The organism is SAR202 cluster bacterium, assembly GCA_016872355.1.
Taxonomy (GTDB): Bacteria; Chloroflexota; Dehalococcoidia; order Lucifugimonadales; family VGZY01; genus VGZY01.
This window is the reverse complement of record VGZY01000056.1, coordinates 1-19,283: the sequence shown is the minus strand read 5'-3', so window position 1 is coordinate 19,283 and position 19,283 is coordinate 1. Positions and strand designations below refer to the sequence as shown.

At 62.4% G+C, this 19,283-nt stretch carries 22 protein-coding genes; 16 read left to right on the top strand and 6 right to left on the bottom strand.

Translation table 11 applies throughout. The features are described from left to right. Positions 1–525 precede the first annotated feature (525 nt). On the bottom strand, positions 526–1,761 hold the full coding sequence (locus tag FJ319_11190; protein MBM3934844.1) for an amidohydrolase family protein: 1,236 nt from the start codon (positions 1,759–1,761) through the stop codon (positions 526–528). An 83-nt stretch (positions 1,762–1,844) separates the two neighbouring features. Here FJ319_11190 and FJ319_11185 point away from each other — a divergent pair, with 83 nt between their 5' ends. From FJ319_11185 to FJ319_11170, 4 genes are all read left to right on the top strand, one after another. Continuing rightward, positions 1,845–2,834, top strand: coding sequence for a thiamine pyrophosphate-dependent dehydrogenase E1 component subunit alpha (locus FJ319_11185; protein ID MBM3934843.1), 990 nt, complete (start codon positions 1,845–1,847; stop codon positions 2,832–2,834). A 378-nt stretch (positions 2,835–3,212) separates the two neighbouring features. Further along, the gene (locus tag FJ319_11180; protein MBM3934842.1) at positions 3,213–4,247 is read left to right on the top strand and encodes an alpha-ketoacid dehydrogenase subunit beta; all 1,035 of its coding nucleotides are present in this window, start codon (positions 3,213–3,215) and stop codon (positions 4,245–4,247) included. 694 nt (positions 4,248–4,941) lie between these two features. After that, positions 4,942–6,177: a 2-oxo acid dehydrogenase subunit E2 gene (locus FJ319_11175; GenBank protein ID MBM3934841.1), complete on the top strand. Its 1,236-nt coding sequence runs from the start codon at positions 4,942–4,944 to the stop codon at positions 6,175–6,177. A gap of 34 nt (positions 6,178–6,211) precedes the next feature. Beyond that, positions 6,212–6,412 (top strand): DUF433 domain-containing protein, encoded by a 201-nt coding sequence (locus FJ319_11170; protein MBM3934840.1) that lies wholly within the window; start codon positions 6,212–6,214, stop codon positions 6,410–6,412. Here FJ319_11170 and rimI read toward each other — a convergent pair. Beyond that, positions 6,409–7,101, bottom strand: coding sequence for a ribosomal-protein-alanine N-acetyltransferase (rimI, locus tag FJ319_11165; GenBank protein ID MBM3934839.1), 693 nt, complete (start codon positions 7,099–7,101; stop codon positions 6,409–6,411). The two genes, FJ319_11170 and rimI, sit on opposite strands and share 4 nt — an antisense overlap. A 148-nt stretch (positions 7,102–7,249) precedes the next feature. On the opposite strand from rimI, the gene FJ319_11160 reads away from it, so the two are divergent. From FJ319_11160 to FJ319_11140, 5 genes are all read left to right on the top strand, one after another. Next, positions 7,250–7,879 carry a sigma-70 family RNA polymerase sigma factor gene (locus tag FJ319_11160; protein MBM3934838.1) on the top strand — a complete coding sequence of 210 codons (630 nt, stop codon included), beginning with the start codon at positions 7,250–7,252 and terminating at the stop codon, positions 7,877–7,879. 4 nt (positions 7,880–7,883) lie between these two features. After that, positions 7,884–8,747 (top strand): hypothetical protein, encoded by an 864-nt coding sequence (locus FJ319_11155; protein ID MBM3934837.1) that lies wholly within the window; start codon positions 7,884–7,886, stop codon positions 8,745–8,747. Between the two features lie 229 nt (positions 8,748–8,976). Further along, positions 8,977–10,776, top strand: a complete 1,800-nt coding sequence (locus FJ319_11150; GenBank protein MBM3934836.1) for an ABC transporter ATP-binding protein — start codon at positions 8,977–8,979, stop codon at positions 10,774–10,776. Further along, positions 10,773–11,222 carry an ABC transporter ATP-binding protein gene (locus FJ319_11145; protein ID MBM3934835.1) on the top strand — a complete coding sequence of 150 codons (450 nt, stop codon included), beginning with the start codon at positions 10,773–10,775 and terminating at the stop codon, positions 11,220–11,222. The genes FJ319_11150 and FJ319_11145 overlap by 4 nt, the downstream gene beginning before the upstream one ends. Before the next feature lie 45 nt (positions 11,223–11,267). Then, complete coding sequence (locus FJ319_11140) at positions 11,268–12,596, top strand: ABC transporter ATP-binding protein (protein ID MBM3934834.1); 1,329 nt, start codon at positions 11,268–11,270, stop codon at positions 12,594–12,596. A 40-nt stretch (positions 12,597–12,636) separates the two neighbouring features. Here FJ319_11140 and FJ319_11135 read toward each other — a convergent pair whose 3' ends face one another. Beyond that, positions 12,637–12,984, bottom strand: a complete 348-nt coding sequence (locus tag FJ319_11135) for a type II toxin-antitoxin system PemK/MazF family toxin (protein ID MBM3934833.1) — start codon at positions 12,982–12,984, stop codon at positions 12,637–12,639. Then, positions 12,951–13,178, bottom strand: a complete 228-nt coding sequence (locus tag FJ319_11130) for a hypothetical protein (GenBank protein ID MBM3934832.1) — start codon at positions 13,176–13,178, stop codon at positions 12,951–12,953. The genes FJ319_11135 and FJ319_11130 overlap by 34 nt, the downstream gene beginning before the upstream one ends. A gap of 80 nt (positions 13,179–13,258) precedes the next feature. On the opposite strand from FJ319_11130, the gene FJ319_11125 reads away from it, so the two are divergent. After that, entirely contained in the window at positions 13,259–13,726 is a 468-nt protein-coding gene (locus FJ319_11125; protein MBM3934831.1) for a DUF488 domain-containing protein, read from the top strand. Here FJ319_11125 and FJ319_11120 read toward each other — a convergent pair. Next, positions 13,695–14,054 carry a DUF1801 domain-containing protein gene (locus FJ319_11120; GenBank protein MBM3934830.1) on the bottom strand — a complete coding sequence of 120 codons (360 nt, stop codon included), beginning with the start codon at positions 14,052–14,054 and terminating at the stop codon, positions 13,695–13,697. The genes FJ319_11125 and FJ319_11120 overlap by 32 nt on opposite strands. A gap of 12 nt (positions 14,055–14,066) precedes the next feature. Then, complete coding sequence (gene ruvB, locus FJ319_11115; GenBank protein ID MBM3934829.1) at positions 14,067–15,095, bottom strand: Holliday junction branch migration DNA helicase RuvB; 1,029 nt, start codon at positions 15,093–15,095, stop codon at positions 14,067–14,069. Positions 15,096–15,483: 388 nt separating this feature from the next. Here ruvB and FJ319_11110 point away from each other — a divergent pair, with 388 nt between their 5' ends. The 6 genes from FJ319_11110 to FJ319_11085 all read left to right on the top strand — a co-directional run bounded on the left by FJ319_11110 (position 15,484) and on the right by FJ319_11085 (position 18,967). Beyond that, entirely contained in the window at positions 15,484–16,299 is an 816-nt protein-coding gene (locus tag FJ319_11110) for a class I SAM-dependent methyltransferase (protein ID MBM3934828.1), read from the top strand. Then, the gene (locus FJ319_11105; GenBank protein MBM3934827.1) at positions 16,296–17,459 is read left to right on the top strand and encodes a GNAT family N-acetyltransferase; all 1,164 of its coding nucleotides are present in this window, start codon (positions 16,296–16,298) and stop codon (positions 17,457–17,459) included. The genes FJ319_11110 and FJ319_11105 overlap by 4 nt, the downstream gene beginning before the upstream one ends. Positions 17,460–17,471: 12 nt before the next feature. Continuing rightward, positions 17,472–17,657, top strand: a complete 186-nt coding sequence (locus tag FJ319_11100; GenBank protein ID MBM3934826.1) for a hypothetical protein — start codon at positions 17,472–17,474, stop codon at positions 17,655–17,657. A gap of 138 nt (positions 17,658–17,795) precedes the next feature. Then, entirely contained in the window at positions 17,796–18,323 is a 528-nt protein-coding gene (locus FJ319_11095) for a hypothetical protein (GenBank protein MBM3934825.1), read from the top strand. Between the two features lie 58 nt (positions 18,324–18,381). Beyond that, a complete protein-coding gene (locus FJ319_11090) occupies positions 18,382–18,585 on the top strand; it encodes a hypothetical protein (protein MBM3934824.1) in 204 nt (67 codons plus the stop codon). Further along, positions 18,569–18,967 carry a type II toxin-antitoxin system VapC family toxin gene (locus FJ319_11085; GenBank protein ID MBM3934823.1) on the top strand — a complete coding sequence of 133 codons (399 nt, stop codon included), beginning with the start codon at positions 18,569–18,571 and terminating at the stop codon, positions 18,965–18,967. Before FJ319_11090 ends, FJ319_11085 begins: the two co-directional genes overlap by 17 nt. The last annotated feature ends 316 nt before the right edge of the window (positions 18,968–19,283 follow it).

Sequence of the window (19,283 nt, the reverse complement as noted above, 5' to 3'; positions counted from 1 at the left end):
GACCTTTCTCATCCCCAATCTTCACTCGGTGAGCAGCCAAAACCCGAAGCGCAGGAGTCTCCCACCGGAATTCAACCGAAACCTCGGGCGAGAGGACTCAGTCCCTATCCGGCTAAGTCCACCGCCCGTAAGCCGGCTGCAGACCACCCATGGAGACGAACCGTACTGACAAAATCACTGCACCCTAAACACTGACAGATTCACTGCCCCTTGACAGATTGTCAAGTGAAATCGGGCCCTGGAGGCGGTCCTATTTAACGAGCTTCCTGAGATGGACCCGCGAGTCTCAGATCATGCCTTCCAGGATACGGAGCTTCTCCTCGAATGGCAGCGCTCTCTGTCGCTCACGCCACTCTTCCTTGGCCCGCCTGGTGTTCACTATCAGCTCCTGGATTGTATAACCGTCGATCCTAACCTCGCCACTGAGGGACGAGTTGTTTGAGTCTTGCGGAGAGTTTTCCATCGTCGTCGAACTCCTCCAGAAGCCGCGTGGACCACGGATGCCGGTTTTCTCGCGCGCCCCCTTCACACCAGCGCCTTGCCCTCGCGCTTGACCAGCCTGCCCTGACCGACGACCGTGGAGACGCGGTGCAGCATCGTGATGTCTTTGCTCGGGTCGCCGTCCACGACGACAATGTCCGCGGACTTGCCGGGCTGCAGCGTGCCGGTCTCGCCGAGCACTCCCAGGCACTCCGCGGTCGTGCGCGTGTTGCTGACGATGGCGTCCATGGGCGATATGCCCATCTTCTCCACCATGAACTGCGGAACGTACGCGTGCGTGCCGAAGTCGCCCATGTGCATGCCCGCATCCAGCCCGGTGACGAACTTCACGCCGCGGTCCCACATGTCCCGCAGTATCTCGTGCCGGCGGTCCATGTCCGCGAAGCCGCCGCCGTGCTTGAAGACGTCGGCGTCCGGGTCAACCTCCTGCCGCCGGGGGCCGAGGGCGATCGTGGGATCGACGTACAGCCCCTTCTTCGCCATTGTGTCCACCACGCGCACATCGTAATCGTACGTCTTCGACGGGTCGGCGGAGAGCCATGTACAGTGGATGAGGTTGTGGACTCCCGCCTCCACGCAGTTACGCACACCCTCCGCGCCGTGGCAGTGGGCGGAGACTCGCACTCCCAGGCGCTCGGCGTCTTGCACCGCCGCGGCAAGCGTTTCTGCGGAGTACTGCGCGCGCCTGGTGTTGCTGCGCGGGGTGAAGTTGCCGCCGGTGGACATGATCTTGATGCAGTCCGCGCCGAGCATCACCTGCCGCCGGACCGCGGTCACCAGCTCTTCCTTTGTGTCGGCAATCGTGCCGAACATCCAGCAGTGGCCGGCGGTCGTCGTCAGGGGGGTGCCTGCGACGAGCAGGCGCGGTCCCGGCATGACGCCCTTCTGCACGGCGCGCTTGATGGGCAGGGCCACCTCGTTCTTGCTCCCCAGGTCGCGCATCGTCGTGACGCCGGAGAGCAGTGCCGCGCGCACCGCCTTGGCCGAGCGCATGATCAGGGTGTCGTGGTCGTCGCTCATGAGCACGTCGTACGCGTCCGCGCCGGAGGCGCAGTGCATGTGCGAGTGCGCCTCGATGAAGCCGGGCACTATGCTGCCGCCCGCCGCGTTGATGACCTCAGCGCCTTCGCTCGCCGCAGAGAGCTTTGCCTGCGTGTCCACGGCCTTGATGCGCCCGTTCTCCACCAGCACCGCCGCCTTTTCGATGGGCTTTTTGCCCAGGCCGTCGATTATCCTGTCCGCCTTGATAATGAGCTTCACGTTTGCGCCGCCGTGCTTGTAGTTAGCGGCATTATAGATTCATCACTGCTATAATGCACGCAACCGCACCCCCGGCAGGAGGGATGGACTTGGCTACGACACGCACGTCTCTGGACAAGAAGACGCTTCTGTGGATGTACGACACTATGGTCACCATCCGCAGGTTCGAGGAGCAGTCGCGGCGCGAGGCCGACGCCGGCAAGCTGCGCGGAATGCACTCCTCCATAGGGCAGGAGGCGGTACCGACGGGCATATCCGTCCACCTGCGCGACGACGACTTCGTTCTGGGCACGCACCGCAGCCACCACCACTGCATTGCTAAGGGCGTCGACCTCAAGCAGATGATGGCCGAGCTCCTGGGTAAGGCCACCGGCACCAACAAGGGCAAGGGCGGTACGATGCACATAGCGGACGTCACCAAGGGGATGCTCGGCGCGAACGGCGTCGTCGGCTCCAACATCCCCGTCGCCGTCGGCGCGGCCCTGAGCGCCCGCGTGCGAGGTACGGACCAGGTGGCGGTCGTCTACTTCGGCGACGGCGCATCCAACCAGGGCACTTTCCACGAGGCCATCAACCTGGCGGCGATCTGGAAGCTGGGCGTCCTGTTCGTCTGCGAGAACAACCGCTATGCCCAGGCGACCCCGTTTGAATACGCCGTCGCCGGAGCATCGGTCGCCAACCGCGCCGCGGCGTACGACATTCCCGGTATCGTCTGCGACGGACAGAACGTCCTCGAAATGTATGAGGTAGGCGCGCAGGCGGTCGAGCGCGCCCGCTCCGGAAAGGGTCCCACGCTGATAGAGGCGCAGACCTACCGGTACATGGGCCACTTCGGCGCAGACAATCCGCTTGCCTACAGGCTCCAGGATGAGGAGGCCGAGTTCAAGGCGAAGGACTGCCTCGCCCGCCACCGGCAGTACCTGCTGACCAATGGCTACGCGTCCGACGCGGACCTGGCCGCCATCGACCAGAAGGCGCTCGACGACGTAGCAGAGGCGACGAAGTTCGCAAACGAAAGCCCGTTCCCTCCTCCGGAGGCCCTCCTGGAGGACGTATACGTGAAGTACAGGTAGGGGAAGTTATGGTACGGGGTACGGACGAACAGCCGTCACCCTCACCCGTCCCGATGAGGCATCGCCCCGATGCATCGGGGTCTCCCGTCAAGGTAGAGGCAAGAAAGGGCCCAACAGCCACCTAACCCCTGCCCCTTCCCTGAGAGGGAAGGGGTTCTGAGGCCGAGCCGAAGGCTCGGATGGGAGTCTGCGGGCGACAGCCCTCAGTGGGGTGCGGGGCGAAGCCCCGTTTCTTTTTCTTTTACCATTCCGCCGAAGGCAGGAAGGGGTTATGGGATGGTCCGAAGCCCGCCCTGAGTGCCGGCGCCACCCATGCCAAGTCGAGGCGTCCCGTCTTCAGTTTCGTAAGGTCACGTCCACCCAACAGGAGTCAACCCCATGGTCCAAACACAGGCGACCCGCCAGATATCCTTCATCCAGGCCGTTAACGAGGCGCTCAAGCTCGAGATGCGGCGCGACCCGACCGTCATCGTAATGGGTGAGGACGTCGCCGGCGGGGCGGGCAGGGAAGCGCAGGGCATCAAGGACGCCTGGGGCGGCGCGATGCGCCTGACGAAGGGGCTCATCGGCGAGTTCGGCGTGGAGCGCGTGCGCGACACCCCGATTTCTGAGGCGGGATTCATAGGGGCAGGTATCGGCGCGGCGGCGACCGGGCTGCGGCCGGTGGTGGAGCTCATGTACGTTAGCTTCTTCGGCGTATGCGCGGACCAAATATTCAACAACGCCGCGAAGATGCACTACATGTTCGGCGGCAAGTTCAAGATCCCACTGACCATCCTCACCTCCATGGGCGCGGGCACCAACTCCGCCGCGCAGCACTCCGAGACGATCTACTCCGTGTTCACGCACTTTCCCGGGCTCAAGGTCGTCGTGCCTTCCGACCCGTACACCGCGAAGGGGCTGCTGATCTCGGCGATCCGCGACGACGATCCCGTGATGGTCTTCAACAACCGCCAGCTTCTCGGCTTCAAGTGGGAGCAGCACGTGCCGGAAGAGGCCTACACCGTCCCCATCGGCAAGGCGAACATCGTGCGCAAGGGCAAAGACGTGACGCTCATCGGCATTGGCTACACCACGTACCTCAACCTCCAGGCCGCGCAGGCGCTGGAGGCGGAAGGCTACTCCGTCGAGGTCCTCGACCTCCTTTCGGTCTCGCCGATGGACGAGGAGGCGATACTGCAATCGGTTAAGAAGACGCGCAAGGTGGTGATAGTGGACGAGGACTACCCCCGCTGCAGCGTCGCGACGGACATATCCGCGCTGATAGCGGAGCAGGCCTTCGACTTCCTGGACGCGCCGCCGAAGCGCGTCACGCCGCCGCACACGCCGGTGCCGTACAGCCGCCCGCTGGAGGCGGTTTACATGCCCAACAAGGACAAGGTAATCCAGGCCGCGAAGGAAGTGCTGGAGTAGCAGCGAGCAGGAAGATGGGAATGGTGGGGTCCCGGCAGTCGCCGGGACCCTTTTGGTCTCGGTACTATAGGGGGCGATTATGATAGAAGCAGGCCTGGTCGTATGGAACGTATTGGGAAGCGGATCAATATTACGGGCACCGAAATACACATTTCATCACCCAAGAGAACCGGTGCCTTCCTGAGGTGTATTGCGGCCATCGGGATTTACTTGTGCATCGCGGTGATGACGGCTACGTCTGGGCTGACTACCCCGAGCGGACTGACAGCGTTCATCTGGTATGGTGCCATGGCTATCGCGGGGGCCTGGTTCGCTTTCTGCTTGACCTGGCTAGTTGTCGGGAGAGAGGTGATACAACTGCGAGACCGCGCTCTCGTGATAAAACGGTCCATATTCGGTAAAGGGCCAAGTAGGTCCTTTGCGATCTCAGGGATAATAGATCTCAGGGCCTCGAATTTTGGTGTATCCTCGATGAGTCTCAGCTACTCCTTTGCACGAATGGGGCTGGTTGGCGGATCGATTGCCTTTGAGTACAACGGAAAGACGCAGCGCTTTGGCATAGATCTGGAAGAGAGCGATGCCAAAGCGCTACTGGTCGCAATTCGTGCTCGTTTCGACATAGCGTCAACTGTGCATAGTTAGTCGAACTTGGTCGGTCACCTAGATTCATTCACTCCGCGACGGAGGTCCCCCAATGGCCACCCCAATCGTAATGCCCCGGCTGGGCGATTTCATGACGGAGGGCACCATCACAAAGTGGGCCAAGCCTTCCGGCGCGACCGTGAAACAGGGCGAGCCCATCGCGGAGATCGAGTCCGAGAAGCTCAGCTATGACCTGGAGGCGGCTGAAGACGGCATCCTCCACATCGTTACCACCGAAGGCGGCAAGGCCGGCGTGGACGAGGTTGTCGGATACCTCCTCGCGGAGGGCGAGAAGCCGCCCGGCGCTTTGCACGAAGCTTACGAGGCCGCCGGTGCAAGCCCACTGGCCCCGGACGCGGCGATGACCACGCCGCCGCCGTCCGGCGAGGCGGAGGAGTCGACCATCCTCTCCACCCCCGGGGCGCGCAAGCTGGCCGCGAAGCTCGGCGTCAGCATCGCGCAGGTCGCGGCCACCGGCCCGCGCGGCCGGGTGACCGAGGCCGACGTGCAGGCGCACGTGGACAGGGCGGCCCAGGCGAAGGCCGCGGCGCCGCCTGCTCCTGCTGCGCCCGCCGCGCCGGCAACCGGCGGCAGGCTGCCCGCGGGGCTCCCTGCGCCGTCGAAGGTCGTGCCCATACAGGGCATGCGCAAAGGCATCGCCGACCGTATGCGCTCCAGCCTCTCGACCACCGCGCAGCTCTCATTCTTCCTGGAGGTCGACGTCACCGAGGCGCAGAAGATGCGCCGCGAGTTCTCGCAGACGGCGGGCAAGACGGTCACACTCGCGCAGGTGCTGATGAAGGCGTGCGCGGAGACCCTGCCCAAAGCGCCCGAGCTGAACACGGTGATCGCCGACGGCCAGATCGCCTACTTCGACGCCGTCAACATAGGCATCGCCGTCGCGCTCGAAAACGGGCTGATCGTGCCTGTGCTGCGCAACGTCGAAAAGAAGGCGATACTGCAGATCGCGGACGAGGCCGAGAAGCTGGTGACGCGCGCGAAAGAGGGCAAGCTGACGCCGGACGATGTGAAGGGCGGGACGTTCACAATCAGCGTGCTGGGAATAGTGGACGGCTTCACGCCGGTGCTCAACGCCGGCCAGAGCGCGATACTCGGCGTCGGCCGCTCCGTGGGCAAGCCGGCGGTGCACAAGGGCGAGGTGGTCGTGCGCGAAATGATGACGCTGAGCCTGACCGTCGACCACCAGGTCGTAGACGGCGCTGTCGCGGCCACCTTCATGCGCCGCCTCCAGCAGGCCATCGAGCGCCCGTCGACGCTGTTCAGGTAAAATGGTGTCCAGGTAGGTTTGACGGTAGGGCTTCATGGCCACTCTAATGAATAGAATTACGGTCAACCCAAAGCAATGCGGGGGGCGACCTTGCATTCGCGGGATGAGAATACGAGTGAAGGACGTGCTGGCAGAAGAAAAGGCGCTCATCGATTGGGCCAGGGGTTCGCTGGAGGCTGAGGAGATGGCCGCCGAAGATGAGTCTCTATCCCCGTTCAAGCCGGAAGACCTCTAACCACCGCCCGCGATGCGCCGCTCCGAGCGGCCCCAACTCTGCTCGTGCTCCTTTACCGCCTTGTCAAAGCTCTCCCGGTAAGCTGCCGTCCGGATGCAGTCCGTAGTCAGGATCAGCGCGTCCTCGCGGTTGTCCGCGTAGTAGGCCTTGCGCACGCCCCTCTCCTTGAAGCCGTACTTCTGGTACAGGTTGATTGCGACGACGTTGGACTTCCTCACCTCAAGCGTCACCACTTCGGAGCCGCGCTGGATGGAGTGCTCAATCCCGCCGATGAGCAGAAGCTCGCCGATGCCCCGGCCACGGAAATCGTTACGCACGCCCACGGAGACGACATGCGCCTCGTCCACCATGTGCCAGATACCAAGGAATCCGACAAGGTACTCCCCTGTGTCGGTTATGGGCGGCTCATCCCGGCGGCCGATAGCGCTGCGGGCCGAGCGGAAGAGAGTGCCGACTAGCCCCTCCCCCTGACGGCGCGCGGCGGTCTTTGAAGCGCTCCCACCCAGTGAGAACGCAACGAAGTAGCTCGCCAGCCTGTTCTCCATTTCGCGGGAGAAAGAGGTGGGAGGAAACAGGGTCGGGAACGCCTCGCGCTCAATCAAGGCGCAGTGGTGGATGTCCCTGGCCTCCAGTGGCCTCAGGGCAAAGGGCATCACCCGGGGGATATTTTGTGGCGGAGAGTGGGGCATACCCCCGATTTTAGCACAGGCTTCCGCCGCCGTCCGTGCGGATGATGCCGCGTTCCCACACAATGCTACCCTCTAGGCATTCGTCGCGTTATATAATACGAGCATCGGGTGCTAGTTCTTTAGGTGTGGGCCGCCGCGCGGCCGGAGGATGGCGATCATGCAGGATCGCGCCGATGCTTTCACGCCGGAGACTGTCGAGGAGCTGGTAAGGAAGGCGCAGAAGGGCGATTCAACCGCGTTCGCGGGCCTTTACGAAGCCTTCTACGGCAAGATTTTCAGGTACATCCTCTTCAAGACCGGCGACAATGTAGAAGCCGAAGACCTCACAGAGGAGGTATTCCTGCGAATGCTGGAGTCGATAGACTCCTTCAAATGGCAGGGTTACCCCTTCTCGTCGTGGCTGTTCCGGATCGCCCATAACCTCATAATCGACCATTATCGAAAGAAGGGCCGCCAGAAGACCACCTCTCTGGACAATGTCACGGGGATGGTGGGCGCAATTTCAACCGATATGGACAGCAACCTGGACTTCAAGCTGTCCATCCAGGAAGTGGCGGATGCTATGGGCGGCCTGACGAAGCTGCAGCAGGAGGTCATTACGCTCCGGTTTGCGGCGGGCCTCTCAGTGATGGAAACGGCAGAGGCGCTGGGCAAGAACGAAAACGCGGTCAAGGCGCTGCAGCACGCCGCAATCAAAAAACTTAGATCATTGCTGGGAGTAACCAGAAGCGAGTCCTCAGCCGACGATATAGGCGCGGTCCCGCAGTGGAGCCGATGAGTAGATGACGAATAGCCGAGCGAACGCACCCAGAATTGAAGATATCCTCCAGGACTGCCTTGCCAGAATGGCCCAGGGCCACTCGGTTGCGCAGTGCCTTGCCCTTTACCCTGAGTGCGCGGAGGAGCTGGAGCCCCTTCTGACGGTTGCCGGCGGGACAATGCGCGCGGCCGCTTCCGTACGTTACCGGACTGACGCGAAGGCGCGGGGGCTGGCGCGGCTGAACGCTTCCGCTGCTGAGCGCCGGGTCCGCAAGAAGAGTCGCTTCGCATGGCTCGCCGCCCGCGCACCGCGCGTACCGCGCTTCGCCGCCGCCGGCCTTATCGCGGCCGTCATGGTCACCGGCACGGCCTTCGGCGCAAATGTCGCGGCGGCCAACAGCCTGCCCGGAGACCCCCTGTACTGGGTCAAGACCACCAGAGAAGATATCTCCATGCGGATGCCCAAGTCAGACGTGGAGAAGGCCAAGGCGCACGTTGACCTGGCCCGCACCAGGTCCAGCGAGATGACGCAGCTCATCGACAGGGGCCGCATGGACGATGCCGAGCAGGCTGCGGTAATTATGGTCTTCCACCTTAGCGAATCGGCCGTGATCGTCGGGATCAACATTCCCGCCAATCATACGGAAATGCCGTACATTCGAGCGCGCAACTCCGCCGCGTATGAGCTGGCGACTTACGTGGAGAGCGAGGGGCGGATCAACTACCACGACGCCCGCCTGTCCTACGGTGAGTGGGAGCGACGGCGCATCATCGCCCAGATGTGGAAGTGCGAAGTCCGCTACCGCGCCATCCTTGCGGCGCTCGAGAACGACAGCCCGCCCGCTTGGCCATTCCTGATGAACGAGCCCACGCGCTCCCGGTACTGACCAGGACTGCACTTCGCACAGCGGCCCCGCCCGGCGGGGCCGCTGTCTTTTTCCGCCCGCATCCCCGCCTGTTTGGACGCTCCCTTCGCATGACGCAAAATATTAGCCTCAGCCTTGAAAAGAGGCCGCGCGGGAGTATGATTGACTTTTGCGGCTCCGCGTTCCCCATGGTGAGACGAAGCCTGCCAAGCCATTCTGAGGGCCCACCGGGCAGCGTTCCCGGCACGTAATGAAGATACTACTCCGAATACTCCAGTTCACGGTGCGCCACAAGTGGATGATGGCGCTATCGTACCTGTGCCTTATCGGCACCACGGCGTTCCACCTCATCCTCCCGCGCCTGTTCGGCGAGGCCATCGACAAGGTGGCTGCGATGCTGGACGGCGGCGTCGTTTCAAATACGACCATCCTTACAATATCGCTTCTCATCCTCGGCGCCGGCCTGGCGCGGGGCCTCTTTGCTTACGGGCAGACATACCTAGGCGAAGCTATGGGGCAGGTCACTGTCTACGACATCCGTAACAAGTTTTACGACCACGTCCAGCACCTCAGCTTTGCTTTTCACGACAAGCAGCATACCGGCAACCTTATGTCCCGCGCCATCGTGGACATGGAGGCGATCCGACTGTTCGTAAACATGGCGCTGGTGCGCGTGCCGTACTACATCCTGATCTTCATCTCCGTTTCGTTTGTCATGATCCGGATGGACTTGCGCCTGGGTCTCGTGAGCATCAGCTTCCTGCCGGTGGTGCCTATCCTGTCCATCTGGACGCGCACAAAGCAGCGCGCCGCATGGCTGCGGGCGCAGAAGAAGATGGCCGAGCTCAACACCGTCCTGCAGGAGAACTTCTCCGGCCAGAAGGTCGTCAAGGCGTTCGCGTCCGACGACTACGAGGAGAAGAAGTTCGAGATAAAGAGCGACAGCGTGGCGAAAGAGATGGTGACGACCTCCTGGTACCAGGCCGCCAACGGCACGGTCCTTGTGCTCTCGTACACCACCGTCGTCGGCCTTGTGCTGTGGTACGGCGGCATGCGCGTGATCGAAGGCAGCCTGACGCCGGGCCAGCTGGCGCAGGCGCTCTTCTACCTGCAGATCATGTCCATGCCGGTCCGCCAACTCGGCATGGTGGTCAGCAACTTCGCCCGCGCCGTTTCTGCCGGCGAACGGCTCTTCGATATCCTGGATACCGAGTCGCCCGTGAAGGGAAAGCCCAACGCCGTCGTAGTGCCGCGGTCGAAGGGCCACGTGCGGTTCGAGGACGTGGATTGCAGCTACGGCAACGGCCCGCAGGTGCTCAAGAAGATCAACATAGATGCGCCTCCGGGCCGCATAACGGCGCTGCTAGGCGCGCCCGGATCGGGCAAGACATCCGTTGTGAACCTTTTGCCGCGCTTTTATGACGTCAATTCCGGCCGCATCTCCATAGATGGCCAGAGCATTCGCGACGTAACGCTGAAATCGCTACGCCGCAACATCGGCGTGGTGCAGAAGGACGTATTCCTGTTCAACACCTCCATGCGCGAGAACATTGCGTACGGCCGCGGCGAGGCGACGATGGAGGAGGTTGTTAACGCCGCGAGGGTGGCGCAGCTACACGAATACATCGAGACGCTTCCCAAGGGCTACGAGACGGTCATCGGAGAGCGGGGCGTCAGCCTTTCCGGCGGCCAGCGCCAGCGCCTGTCCATCGCCCGCGCGGTGCTCCTGGACCCGCCGGTCCTGATTCTTGACGACTCCACCTCCAGCGTGGACGCTCATACTGAGGAGCAGATACGCGCTGCCATGGAGGCGGTGATGCACGGACGGACGACATTCGTCATCGCCCACAGGTTAAGCACAGTCCACCGCGCGCACCAGCTTCTCGTGCTCAAGGCCGGCGAGATAGTGGAGCGCGGGACGCACCAGGAGCTCATAAGGCTGGGCGGCCTGTACCGCGATATCTACGACCTGCAGCTCAGGCCGCAGGAAGAGAAGATGAGGGAGTTCGACGTGCCTGACGCGGCCCGGAAGGGGAGGGCCAAGGCATGAACAACATCGCCGGCAGCGCCGCCAAAAGCGCAGGGATGACGGAAGAAGAGGTCTTTGGGTCGGCCTACGACCACCGCGTGGTCACGCGCCTCATTCCTTACGTTGCGCCTTACAAGATGTTCATGGCAGTCGCCCTCGGCGCGATGCTCGTCTTCGCGGCGACGAACGTTGCCGTTCCATGGATCATCAAGCTGGCGATCGACGGCTACATCCAGCACAACGACAAGGCCGGCCTGACGTTGATAATCGCCGCCTTCTTCGGAAACGCCGTCATCAACTGGCTCTCCAACTTTGCAATGGAGATCAGCATCGCCAAGGCGGGGCAGGGTGTGCTCTTCGGCCTGCGCGGCGCGATGTTCCGCCACCTACAAAGGCTTTCCCTAAACTTCTTCAACAAGATAGAGGTCGGCCGCCTGATGTCCCGCGTCCAGGGCGACGTGGGGTAGCTCCAGGAGTTCCTCGGTATCGTCGTCGTCACCCTGGGCGACCTGATGAGCCTGGTCTTCATCATCGCCGCCATGATGCTCCTCAACTGGAAGCTGGGGCTCCTCGCTATGGTGGTGCTGCCCGTCCTGCTCGCGGTGATGTACCTGTGGCAGCCGTTTGCGCGGAAGTCGTTCATCCGCGCCCGCACGTCCATTGCCATAGTGAACGGCGCGCTGAACGAGAACATCACCGGCGTGCGCGTTGTGCAGAGCATGAACCGGCAGGAGCGAAACCTCAAGGTCTTCGACGGGAAGAACAAGGAGAACCTGGACGCCACGCTGGAAGCCAGCCGCCTCTCCGCCGGCCTGCTGCCGATCGTGGACGTGCTCACGGCAGTATCCGTTGGCCTGGTGCTCTACTTCGGCGCGCGCCAGGTCACGGGCGACGCGCTCGAGATTGGCGCGCTCGTCGCTTTCGTCATGTACATCCAGCGCTTCTTCGACCCCATCCGCAGCCTGACGATGCAGTACACGCAGCTCCAGAAGGCGATGGCCTCCGGCGCGCGCATCTTTGAGACGCTCGACACCGTGCCGGACCTGGTGGACGCGCCCGGCGCGGAGGACCTGCCGTCGATCAGGGGCGAGGTCGAATTCAAGAACGTGACGTTCGGCTACCTGCCCGGGCAAACTGTCATCAACGACCTCAGTCTCCACGTGAAGCCCGGCGAGACGGTCGCGATCGTCGGCCCCACCGGCGCGGGCAAGACGACGATGATATCGCTCGTCTCGCGCTTCTACGACGTGCCGCGCGGGCAGGGGGCGATCCTGGTGGACGGCCACGACATCCGCGACGTCACCCGCCGGTCGTTGGCGCGGCAAACGGCGCTCGTGCTGCAGGAGCCGTTCCTGTTCTCCGGGACGGTGCGCGAGAACATCAAGTACAACCACGAGGGGGCGACCGAGGAGCAGATGGTTGAGGCGGCGAAGGCCGTAGGCGCGCACGAGTTTATTATGAAGCTGGAGGACGGTTACGACACCCACCTGGAGGAGCGCGGCTCCAACCTTAGCGTGGGCCAGCGGCAGCTCATCAGCTTCGCCCGAGCGATCGTCGCAGACCCGCGCGTCCTGATACTGGACGAGGCCACCGCGAACATAGACAGCTTCACCGAGATGCTCATCCAGAGGGCGCTCCAGTGCCTGCTGCACGGCCGAACGGCCATCGTGATCGCACACCGCCTCTCAACCATACGCGGCGCGGACAAGATCGTCGTCCTCAACCGCGGCCACATCGAGGAGCAGGGCACACACGACCAGCTCATGCAGCTCAACGGGCTCTATGAGCACCTGTACCACATGAACTACGCCGCGCTGGAGGCGTCGAAAAAGGGCGTGTAGGGTACGGGGACAGGGGTGAAGGGTGAAGGGCGGGGGGAAGCTATTTGGAGGGGAGAGCTTCGGTCAGTAACTTTACAGTCGCGTGTGTTATTCGTGACGCCACCGGGCGTCGAAGTTTCCCGACGGCGGCGACTATCAGCGTGCTGCAGGCAGTGAATAACTTTCCCGGTCGCGCGTAACTGACGACTTGGAGTTTGCCCGATTCAAAATCCTGGTCAAGAAGCGTAATCGCGGTGGAATCGCCGTATGGGTTGCTGGTGATCTGACAAAGAATCAGGTCGCCACGACCGGCATTAGCCATCACTACTGCTGGCCGAAGCTTGGACTGCGACAGGTCGGAGAATGGGAAGGGAACTAGGACAACTTCCCCTGCTGCAGGTGCGCCCAAGCTTGGTCTTCCTCTGGCCGGTTCCAGTCCTCTGCCAGGGTCTTTTCGCTCAACAAGGCGGTTTCGCTTACCTGGATACTCGGCTCTTCTTCAAGAACAACCACCAGGGCGCGTCTAGAAATAGGCAAATTAACAGACTCCAGCAGGCGTATGTTGCCTTCCGAATCTATTATGGCTTCATATGTTTGCACCATACGCTCCTCCTGTACTCCTCAACCGGCATACCAAGTAAAATCCTACCATATCCGGAAGGAACACCTTAACAGGTTGTGCCATGCCCAAAGCCATCTACACAATCGGCCACAGCAACCACACGTGGGACACCTTTACCCCGCTGCTGCTACGGCACGGCATCCGGACCCTTGTGGACGTGCGGGCACATTCTGTCAGCCGATTTGCACTTTTTGCCAACAAGACGCGTCTGCCAGGGCTTCTCGAATCCATCGGCAAGCGGTACGTCTACATGGGGGACACGCTCGGCGGCGGACCGGCCGACCCGGCCTGTTACGACGTCTCTGGCAGCCCCAGCTACGAAGAGATCGCCGCACGCCCGTGGTTCAGACAGGGCCTGGCCGAGCTGGAGCGCATCCCCGGCGAGTCCGTCACGGCGATCATGTGCGCGGAGGAGGACCCGGCGAAGTGCCACCGCGCGCTGCTAATCGGCGCGGCGCTGGAGGGGCGTGGGTGGGAGGTGCGGCACATGCGAAAGGCTACCCCGCCTTCCAGTCGCACCACGCCCTGACCACTCGCTCAAGGTCCGCCTTCTGCGCCTTCACGTCCGCTGCGTCCGCGAACTTCATGTAGCGGGCGGTGTCTGCGCCGCCCTCCAGCCGGGGGTGGCTTCCGGGGATGTGGGCGCCCGTGTGGAAGAGGAGGCTGACGTGCGACTTGCTGCGGGGGTTGAAGCTCGCCAGGTTTCCCTTGAAGGTGAATGTGGGCGTCTTCCACTTGATGCACTCTTCAATGCGCGGGTCGGCGGCGAGGATGACCTCGCGCGCCAGGAGCATGGCGTCCTTGAGGGGGTGCTCGAACGCTGCGAACCAGGCGTTAACTTCTGCGCTCTTTGCCATGAATAAGCCCCCCTAAAACATGCTCGCCTGCTCGCTGCCGGGGTGGTTCTTGGGCACCGGGCGGCCCAGGTGCTCGTAGGCCCGCTTCGTGGCCACACGGCCGCGCTTGGTGCGGTCGAGGAAGCCGAGCTGCAGGAGGTACGGCTCGTAGACGTCCTCTATCGTGTCCGCCTCTTCGCTGATCGACGCCGCGATGGTGTCGATGCCGACCGGCCCGCCGTTGAACTTCTCGATGATCGCGCCGAGCACCTTATGGTCGATGCGGTCCAGCCCCAGGTCGTCCACCTCAAGGAGCGCGAGCGCCTCCTTCGCGACCGCAAGGGTGATGACGTTGCCTGCCTTCACCTGCGCGAAGTCGCGGACGCGGCGGAGCAGGCGGTTGGCGACGCGCGGGGTGCCACGGGCGCGGCGTGCGATTTCGTCGATGCCCTCGGGGTCGGCCTCGATGCCCAGGATTCGGGCGGAGCGGGTGACGATGCGGTGCATCGCCTTATCGTCGTAGAACTCCAGGCGGTAGATAGAGCCGAAACGGTCGCGCAGGGGCGCGCTCATCATGCCGTAGCGGGTGGTGGCGCCGATGAGCGTAAAGGGCTTGATGCTCAGGTTCATGCTGCGCGCCTTCAGCCCCTTGTCGATCACCCAGGAGACGAAGTAGTCCTCCATCGCGGGGTAGAGCACCTCTTCCACGACGCGGCTGAGGCGGTGGATCTCGTCCACGAACAGGATGTCGTGCTCTTTGAGCTGCGTAAGGATGGAGACCATATCGCCGGCGCGCTCGATGGCGGGCCCGGAGGTGGTCTTGATGCGCACGCCCATCTCGGTGGCGACGATGTTAGCGAGGGTGGTCTTGCCCAGCCCCGGCGGGCCGTACATGAGGACGTGGTCAAGGGGCTCATTGCGCTGGCGCGCGGCGGTGATGGCAATCTTGAGGTTGCCCTTGATGGCATCCTGGCCAACGTAGTCATCCAGCGTCCGTGGGCGGAGGCTGGTGTCGGTTGTATCTTCGGTATGTACTTTGCCGGATACGAGTCGTTCGTTCATAAGACTTAGTTTATCACCAGAACTAATGTTCCCGATAGCTTTGTAGTCGCGCGATTCATCGCGCCTGTCAGGCTCACCGATGGTTACTGTAAGCAGCGCAGGCGCGATGAATCGCGCGGGCTACAGGAACAGGGCCACCAGGCCAGTCTATTCAAGCCGCCCAACACGTCGCAATTCTATGAGGAGCGATAGCAGGCGTCAATCTGGTGGCGGTATAATTCGAGGACGTGAAGGACGCGATGCGAGGTGGGGTTATTCTTCGTGGGGGCGCACCGATGTGCGCCCGCTTTCCTGCCTACGATTGCGGTCGCTGTTACCAAGACGGGCGCACAGCAGTGCGCCCCTACGATATGCCGCGTACCCTTAGAGAAAGTGAGCACTCCTGTCCATGCAATCCATCAACGTTCGGGAGCTTACCGAAGAGTCGCGCCGCGCCTGGGATGCCAATGCTGAGGCGTGGGACAGCACCGTGGGCGAGGGAAACAACTTCCAGAGGTACCTCATCAACCCCGCGCAGGAGGCGCTGCTCGGCCTCAGGCCGGGCGAGGCGGTGTTGGACGCGGCCTGCGGCAACGGCCATTTCGCCCGCATCATGGCCGAGAAGGGCGCGCAGGTTGTCGCGTTCGACTTCTCCTCGAAGCTCATCGAGATTGCGAAAAGGCGCACGACGGGCGAGGATGCAAAGCGCATCGAGTACCACGTTGCGGACGCCACAAACGCCGCCGAACTCCTGGCCTTCGTCGCGGGCCGGTTCGACGCCGCGGTGTGCACGATGGCGTTCATGGACATCGCGGATATCACGCCGCTGGTAACCTCACTGGCGAAGCTGTTGAAGCCCGGCGGACGGTTCGTCTTCTCGCAGATGCACCCGAGCTTTAACTCTACGCAGGCCCTGAAGGTCGTCGAGCAGCAGGAGCGGGATGGGGAGATCGTGCTAACCAGGGCTGTCAAGGTGACCGGATACCTGGACACGATCGTCGCGAAGGGACTGTCGGTCCGCTCGCAGCCCGAGCCGACGCTGTACTTCGAGCGCCCGCTGAGCGTTATATTCAATGCATGCTTCCGCGCGGGCTTCGTGCTGGACGGCATGTACGAGCCCGCGTTTGATGACCGGGTATCTGACCGGTCGCCGATGGCGTGGGAAAACTACAGGGGGATACCACCGGTGATCGTGTCCAGGATGCGCCTGGGGGCGAAGGCATGAGCGACCACACGCAGGCGGGCGTTGTGCTTCGGGACCTCGGCAACGGGCTGGTGATGCGCCGCGCTGCGCCTTCGGATGCGGACGCCCTCGCCGAGTTCAACCGCTTCGTCCACACTGGCAAGGACCGGCCTGACGAGCTGCTCGCGCACTGGACCCGCGACCTTATGTCCGGCCGCATGCCCGGCTTTGGCCCCGAGGATTTTACCCTTGTCGTAGACACGAAAACGGGCGCAATCGCGTCCACGCTCAATCTGATCTCCCAGACGTGGCGGTACGAGGAGATCGAGTTCACTGTCGGTCGCATCGAGCTCGTCGGCACGCACCCGGACTACCGCCGCCGGGGCCTGGTGCGTGCGCAGATGGACGCCGTCCACCAGTGGAGCCGCGAGCGGGGGGAGCAGGTGCAGGCGATCACCGGCATCCCGTGGTACTACCGGCAGTTCGGCTACGACCTGGCGCTGGAGCACTACGGCGGGCGCTCCGGCTCAAAGTGGCACGTCCCCGGCATCAAGGCTGAGGAGAAGGAGCCGTACGTCGTGCGGCCCGCCGCGGAGGCTGATATCCCGTTCCTGGTGCGCGTCTACGACCGTGGCATGGGACGATACCTGGTCTCGGCGAAGCGCACTCCGGATATGTGGCGCTTCGACCTTTTCCACAGGCACGAGAAGTCGGCTCGCTACCTGAAGTACTGTGTCATAGAGGCGGCGGGCGGAGGGCCGGTCGGGATACTCGTGCACGCGCCTACGCTGTGGTGGCCAGCGGCGTCCGCGCTCGTGTACGAGCTCGACGAGGGCGTGCAGTGGCAGGACGTTACCCCGAGCGTCATGCGCTACCTGAGCAGGACGGCCGAGGAGTACGCGGCCCGCGACAAGCGCGAGTCCACCGGCGCCATCGGCTTCACGCTGGGGACTGACCACCCCGTGTACGATCTGTACAAGTGGCGCCTGCCGCAGGTGCACAAGCCCTATGCGTGGTACATGAGGGTGGCGGATGTGCCGGCGTTCCTGGGCCATATAAGGCCGGTGCTGGAGCGCCGCCTGGAGCGGTCCGTGCTGGCAGGCTACACGGGCGATCTGCACATCAGCTTTGTGGGTAATGGGGTGAAGCTCGCGTTCCAGCAGGGCAAGGTCAAGGACCTCTCGCCGTGGACGCCGGAGTAGCTCGACAGCCGCATGTGGCCCCGCAAGCGGGACGCGCTCTTCCCGGAGCACACCTTCGTGCAGGTGCTGTTCGGCTTTCGCTCGGTGGAGGACCTTGAATACGCCTTCCCGGACTGCATCATGAGCTCGGACGAGTCGCGATTGCTCCTCAACATCCTCTTCCCGAAGCGCGCGTCGAAGGTGTGGGGAATTGACTAGAGAATTATGAAGGATGAAGTATGAATTATGAAGTGGGATCAATGGCCTTCGGATCGGACCTTCATCACTCATACTTCATAATTCATCCTTTGTCTTGAACTCTGCGCTCTCTGCGCTCAAAGGCCTCAGGAGATTGATGTGATCTACTGGTTCTTGGTCGGGTTCAGCCTCTTTACCACCATCGTGCTGCTGATCGGTTTTATGGGCGGCTGGATGGCTGTTGAGCACCGCATCGTGCGTCGGGCCATTGTCAACCGCCCGCCGGAGGACGTTTGGGCGGCGATAACGGACTTCAGGGGGCAGCTTGCGTGGAGGCGCGACCTCCGCAAGGTGGAGCGCCTGCGGGACGTGAACGGGTGCGAGATGTGGCGCGAGACCGACCGCCGCGGCCAGGCGCTCACCTACCAGACCATCGACCTCGTTCCCGGCCGCCGCATCGTCCGCAAGATCGCGGACCGGCAGATATCCTTCGGCGGGAGCTGGACCTACGACATCGAGCCGTACGGAGAGGTGACGGCGCTCACAATCACGGAGCACGGAGAGATCTACAACCCGTACTTCCGGTTTATCGCGCGGTTCGTCATCAAGCAAAGCAACACAATCGACGGCTACCTCGCCGCTCTCGGCCGCCACCTGGGTGACAGGGTGAAGGTGCTGGAGGGGTGAGGACGGCGTCTGAGTTATAATGTCGGGAAGCAGGGAGCGGTTTTAGCGGAGGTTCGCAATGGACACGGATGTCCTGATCGTTCGCCAGATTGAGAAAATTCAGCGGGAACTCGACGACTTGAAACAACTGATCGGGGAGCGTAAGAAAAGCCGCAAGAGTTTGATGGGGATTCTCAAAGGGGTCGATGTTTCCGACGAGGAGATAGAGATCGCGAAACGCTCACTTAGTGGTGGGATTGAAAAGTATGAATCCGGGTCTTAAGGTCGTTATCGATACCCATACGTTGATCTGGTACTTGGAAGAGAGCAGGAAACTGCCGGGTTCTCCAAAGTCTATCCTTCACAGTATTGACAATGGTGAAGCGACTGGAATTGTCCCAACGATTGTATTGGCGGAGTTTATAGTCGTTTTTGAAAAGGGCAAGACGAGGATCGACCCGTACAGGCTGATACGCAGAGTTGAAAACGAGACAAACTTCGAATTTGCTCCCTTGAGCATGGGTGTCCTTCGAAGAATGGGTGACCTTGCTCAGCTTGAGCTCCATGACAGAATTATTGTGGCAACCGCCCTTTCGCTCGATGCAAAGCTTATCACCCGAGACCCCATCATCCGCTCCTCCGGCCTCGTTGAGTGCATCTGGTAGGCCCTTCCTCGCCCCCGCCTGATGTCAATGCTCAATGACTTTGTCAGTCTTACTGCTCAGGGATTTTGTCAGTACGACTGGTTTTGGTTGAATCAGTCTCGATCTCCAAGGGTGATCTGGAGCCGGCTTTCGATCCTTGGGCGTGGAGCTGGGCGTGCTGGAGACGGGTCCGTCTCCAGCACGCCCCTCTCCTCGCTTGCCCGCCTGAGCTTTTCTTCGCCTTGCTCGCAGGACTGCGGGTCTCAGGGGAGCAACCGTGCTGGCCAGCTCACGCCCCTTGTGCATGACCACGATGCGCCCGTCCAGCCGCTCCTGT

Coding starts and splice junctions, on each gene's coding strand:
- FJ319_11140 (MBM3934834.1), top strand. CDS start 11,268: ATGAGCCTGGTCTTCATCATCGCCGCCATGATGCTCCTCAACTGGAAG.
- FJ319_11145 (MBM3934835.1), top strand. CDS start 10,773: ATGAACAACATCGCCGGCAGCGCCGCCAAAAGCGCAGGGATGACGGAA.
- FJ319_11175 (MBM3934841.1), top strand. CDS start 4,942: ATGGCCACCCCAATCGTAATGCCCCGGCTGGGCGATTTCATGACGGAG.
- FJ319_11130 (MBM3934832.1), bottom strand. CDS start 13,178: ATGGTGCAAACATATGAAGCCATAATAGATTCGGAAGGCAACATACGC.
- FJ319_11120 (MBM3934830.1), bottom strand. CDS start 14,054: ATGGCAAAGAGCGCAGAAGTTAACGCCTGGTTCGCAGCGTTCGAGCAC.
- rimI (MBM3934839.1), bottom strand. CDS start 7,101: ATGCCCCACTCTCCGCCACAAAATATCCCCCGGGTGATGCCCTTTGCC.
- FJ319_11170 (MBM3934840.1), top strand. CDS start 6,212: ATGGCCACTCTAATGAATAGAATTACGGTCAACCCAAAGCAATGCGGG.
- FJ319_11185 (MBM3934843.1), top strand. CDS start 1,845: ATGGACTTGGCTACGACACGCACGTCTCTGGACAAGAAGACGCTTCTG.
- FJ319_11110 (MBM3934828.1), top strand. CDS start 15,484: ATGCAATCCATCAACGTTCGGGAGCTTACCGAAGAGTCGCGCCGCGCC.
- FJ319_11180 (MBM3934842.1), top strand. CDS start 3,213: ATGGTCCAAACACAGGCGACCCGCCAGATATCCTTCATCCAGGCCGTT.
- ruvB (MBM3934829.1), bottom strand. CDS start 15,095: ATGAACGAACGACTCGTATCCGGCAAAGTACATACCGAAGATACAACC.
- FJ319_11150 (MBM3934836.1), top strand. CDS start 8,977: ATGAAGATACTACTCCGAATACTCCAGTTCACGGTGCGCCACAAGTGG.
- FJ319_11090 (MBM3934824.1), top strand. CDS start 18,382: ATGGACACGGATGTCCTGATCGTTCGCCAGATTGAGAAAATTCAGCGG.
- FJ319_11105 (MBM3934827.1), top strand. CDS start 16,296: ATGAGCGACCACACGCAGGCGGGCGTTGTGCTTCGGGACCTCGGCAAC.
- FJ319_11155 (MBM3934837.1), top strand. CDS start 7,884: ATGACGAATAGCCGAGCGAACGCACCCAGAATTGAAGATATCCTCCAG.
- FJ319_11085 (MBM3934823.1), top strand. CDS start 18,569: ATGAATCCGGGTCTTAAGGTCGTTATCGATACCCATACGTTGATCTGG.
- FJ319_11125 (MBM3934831.1), top strand. CDS start 13,259: ATGCCCAAAGCCATCTACACAATCGGCCACAGCAACCACACGTGGGAC.
- FJ319_11160 (MBM3934838.1), top strand. CDS start 7,250: ATGGCGATCATGCAGGATCGCGCCGATGCTTTCACGCCGGAGACTGTC.
- FJ319_11100 (MBM3934826.1), top strand. CDS start 17,472: ATGTGGCCCCGCAAGCGGGACGCGCTCTTCCCGGAGCACACCTTCGTG.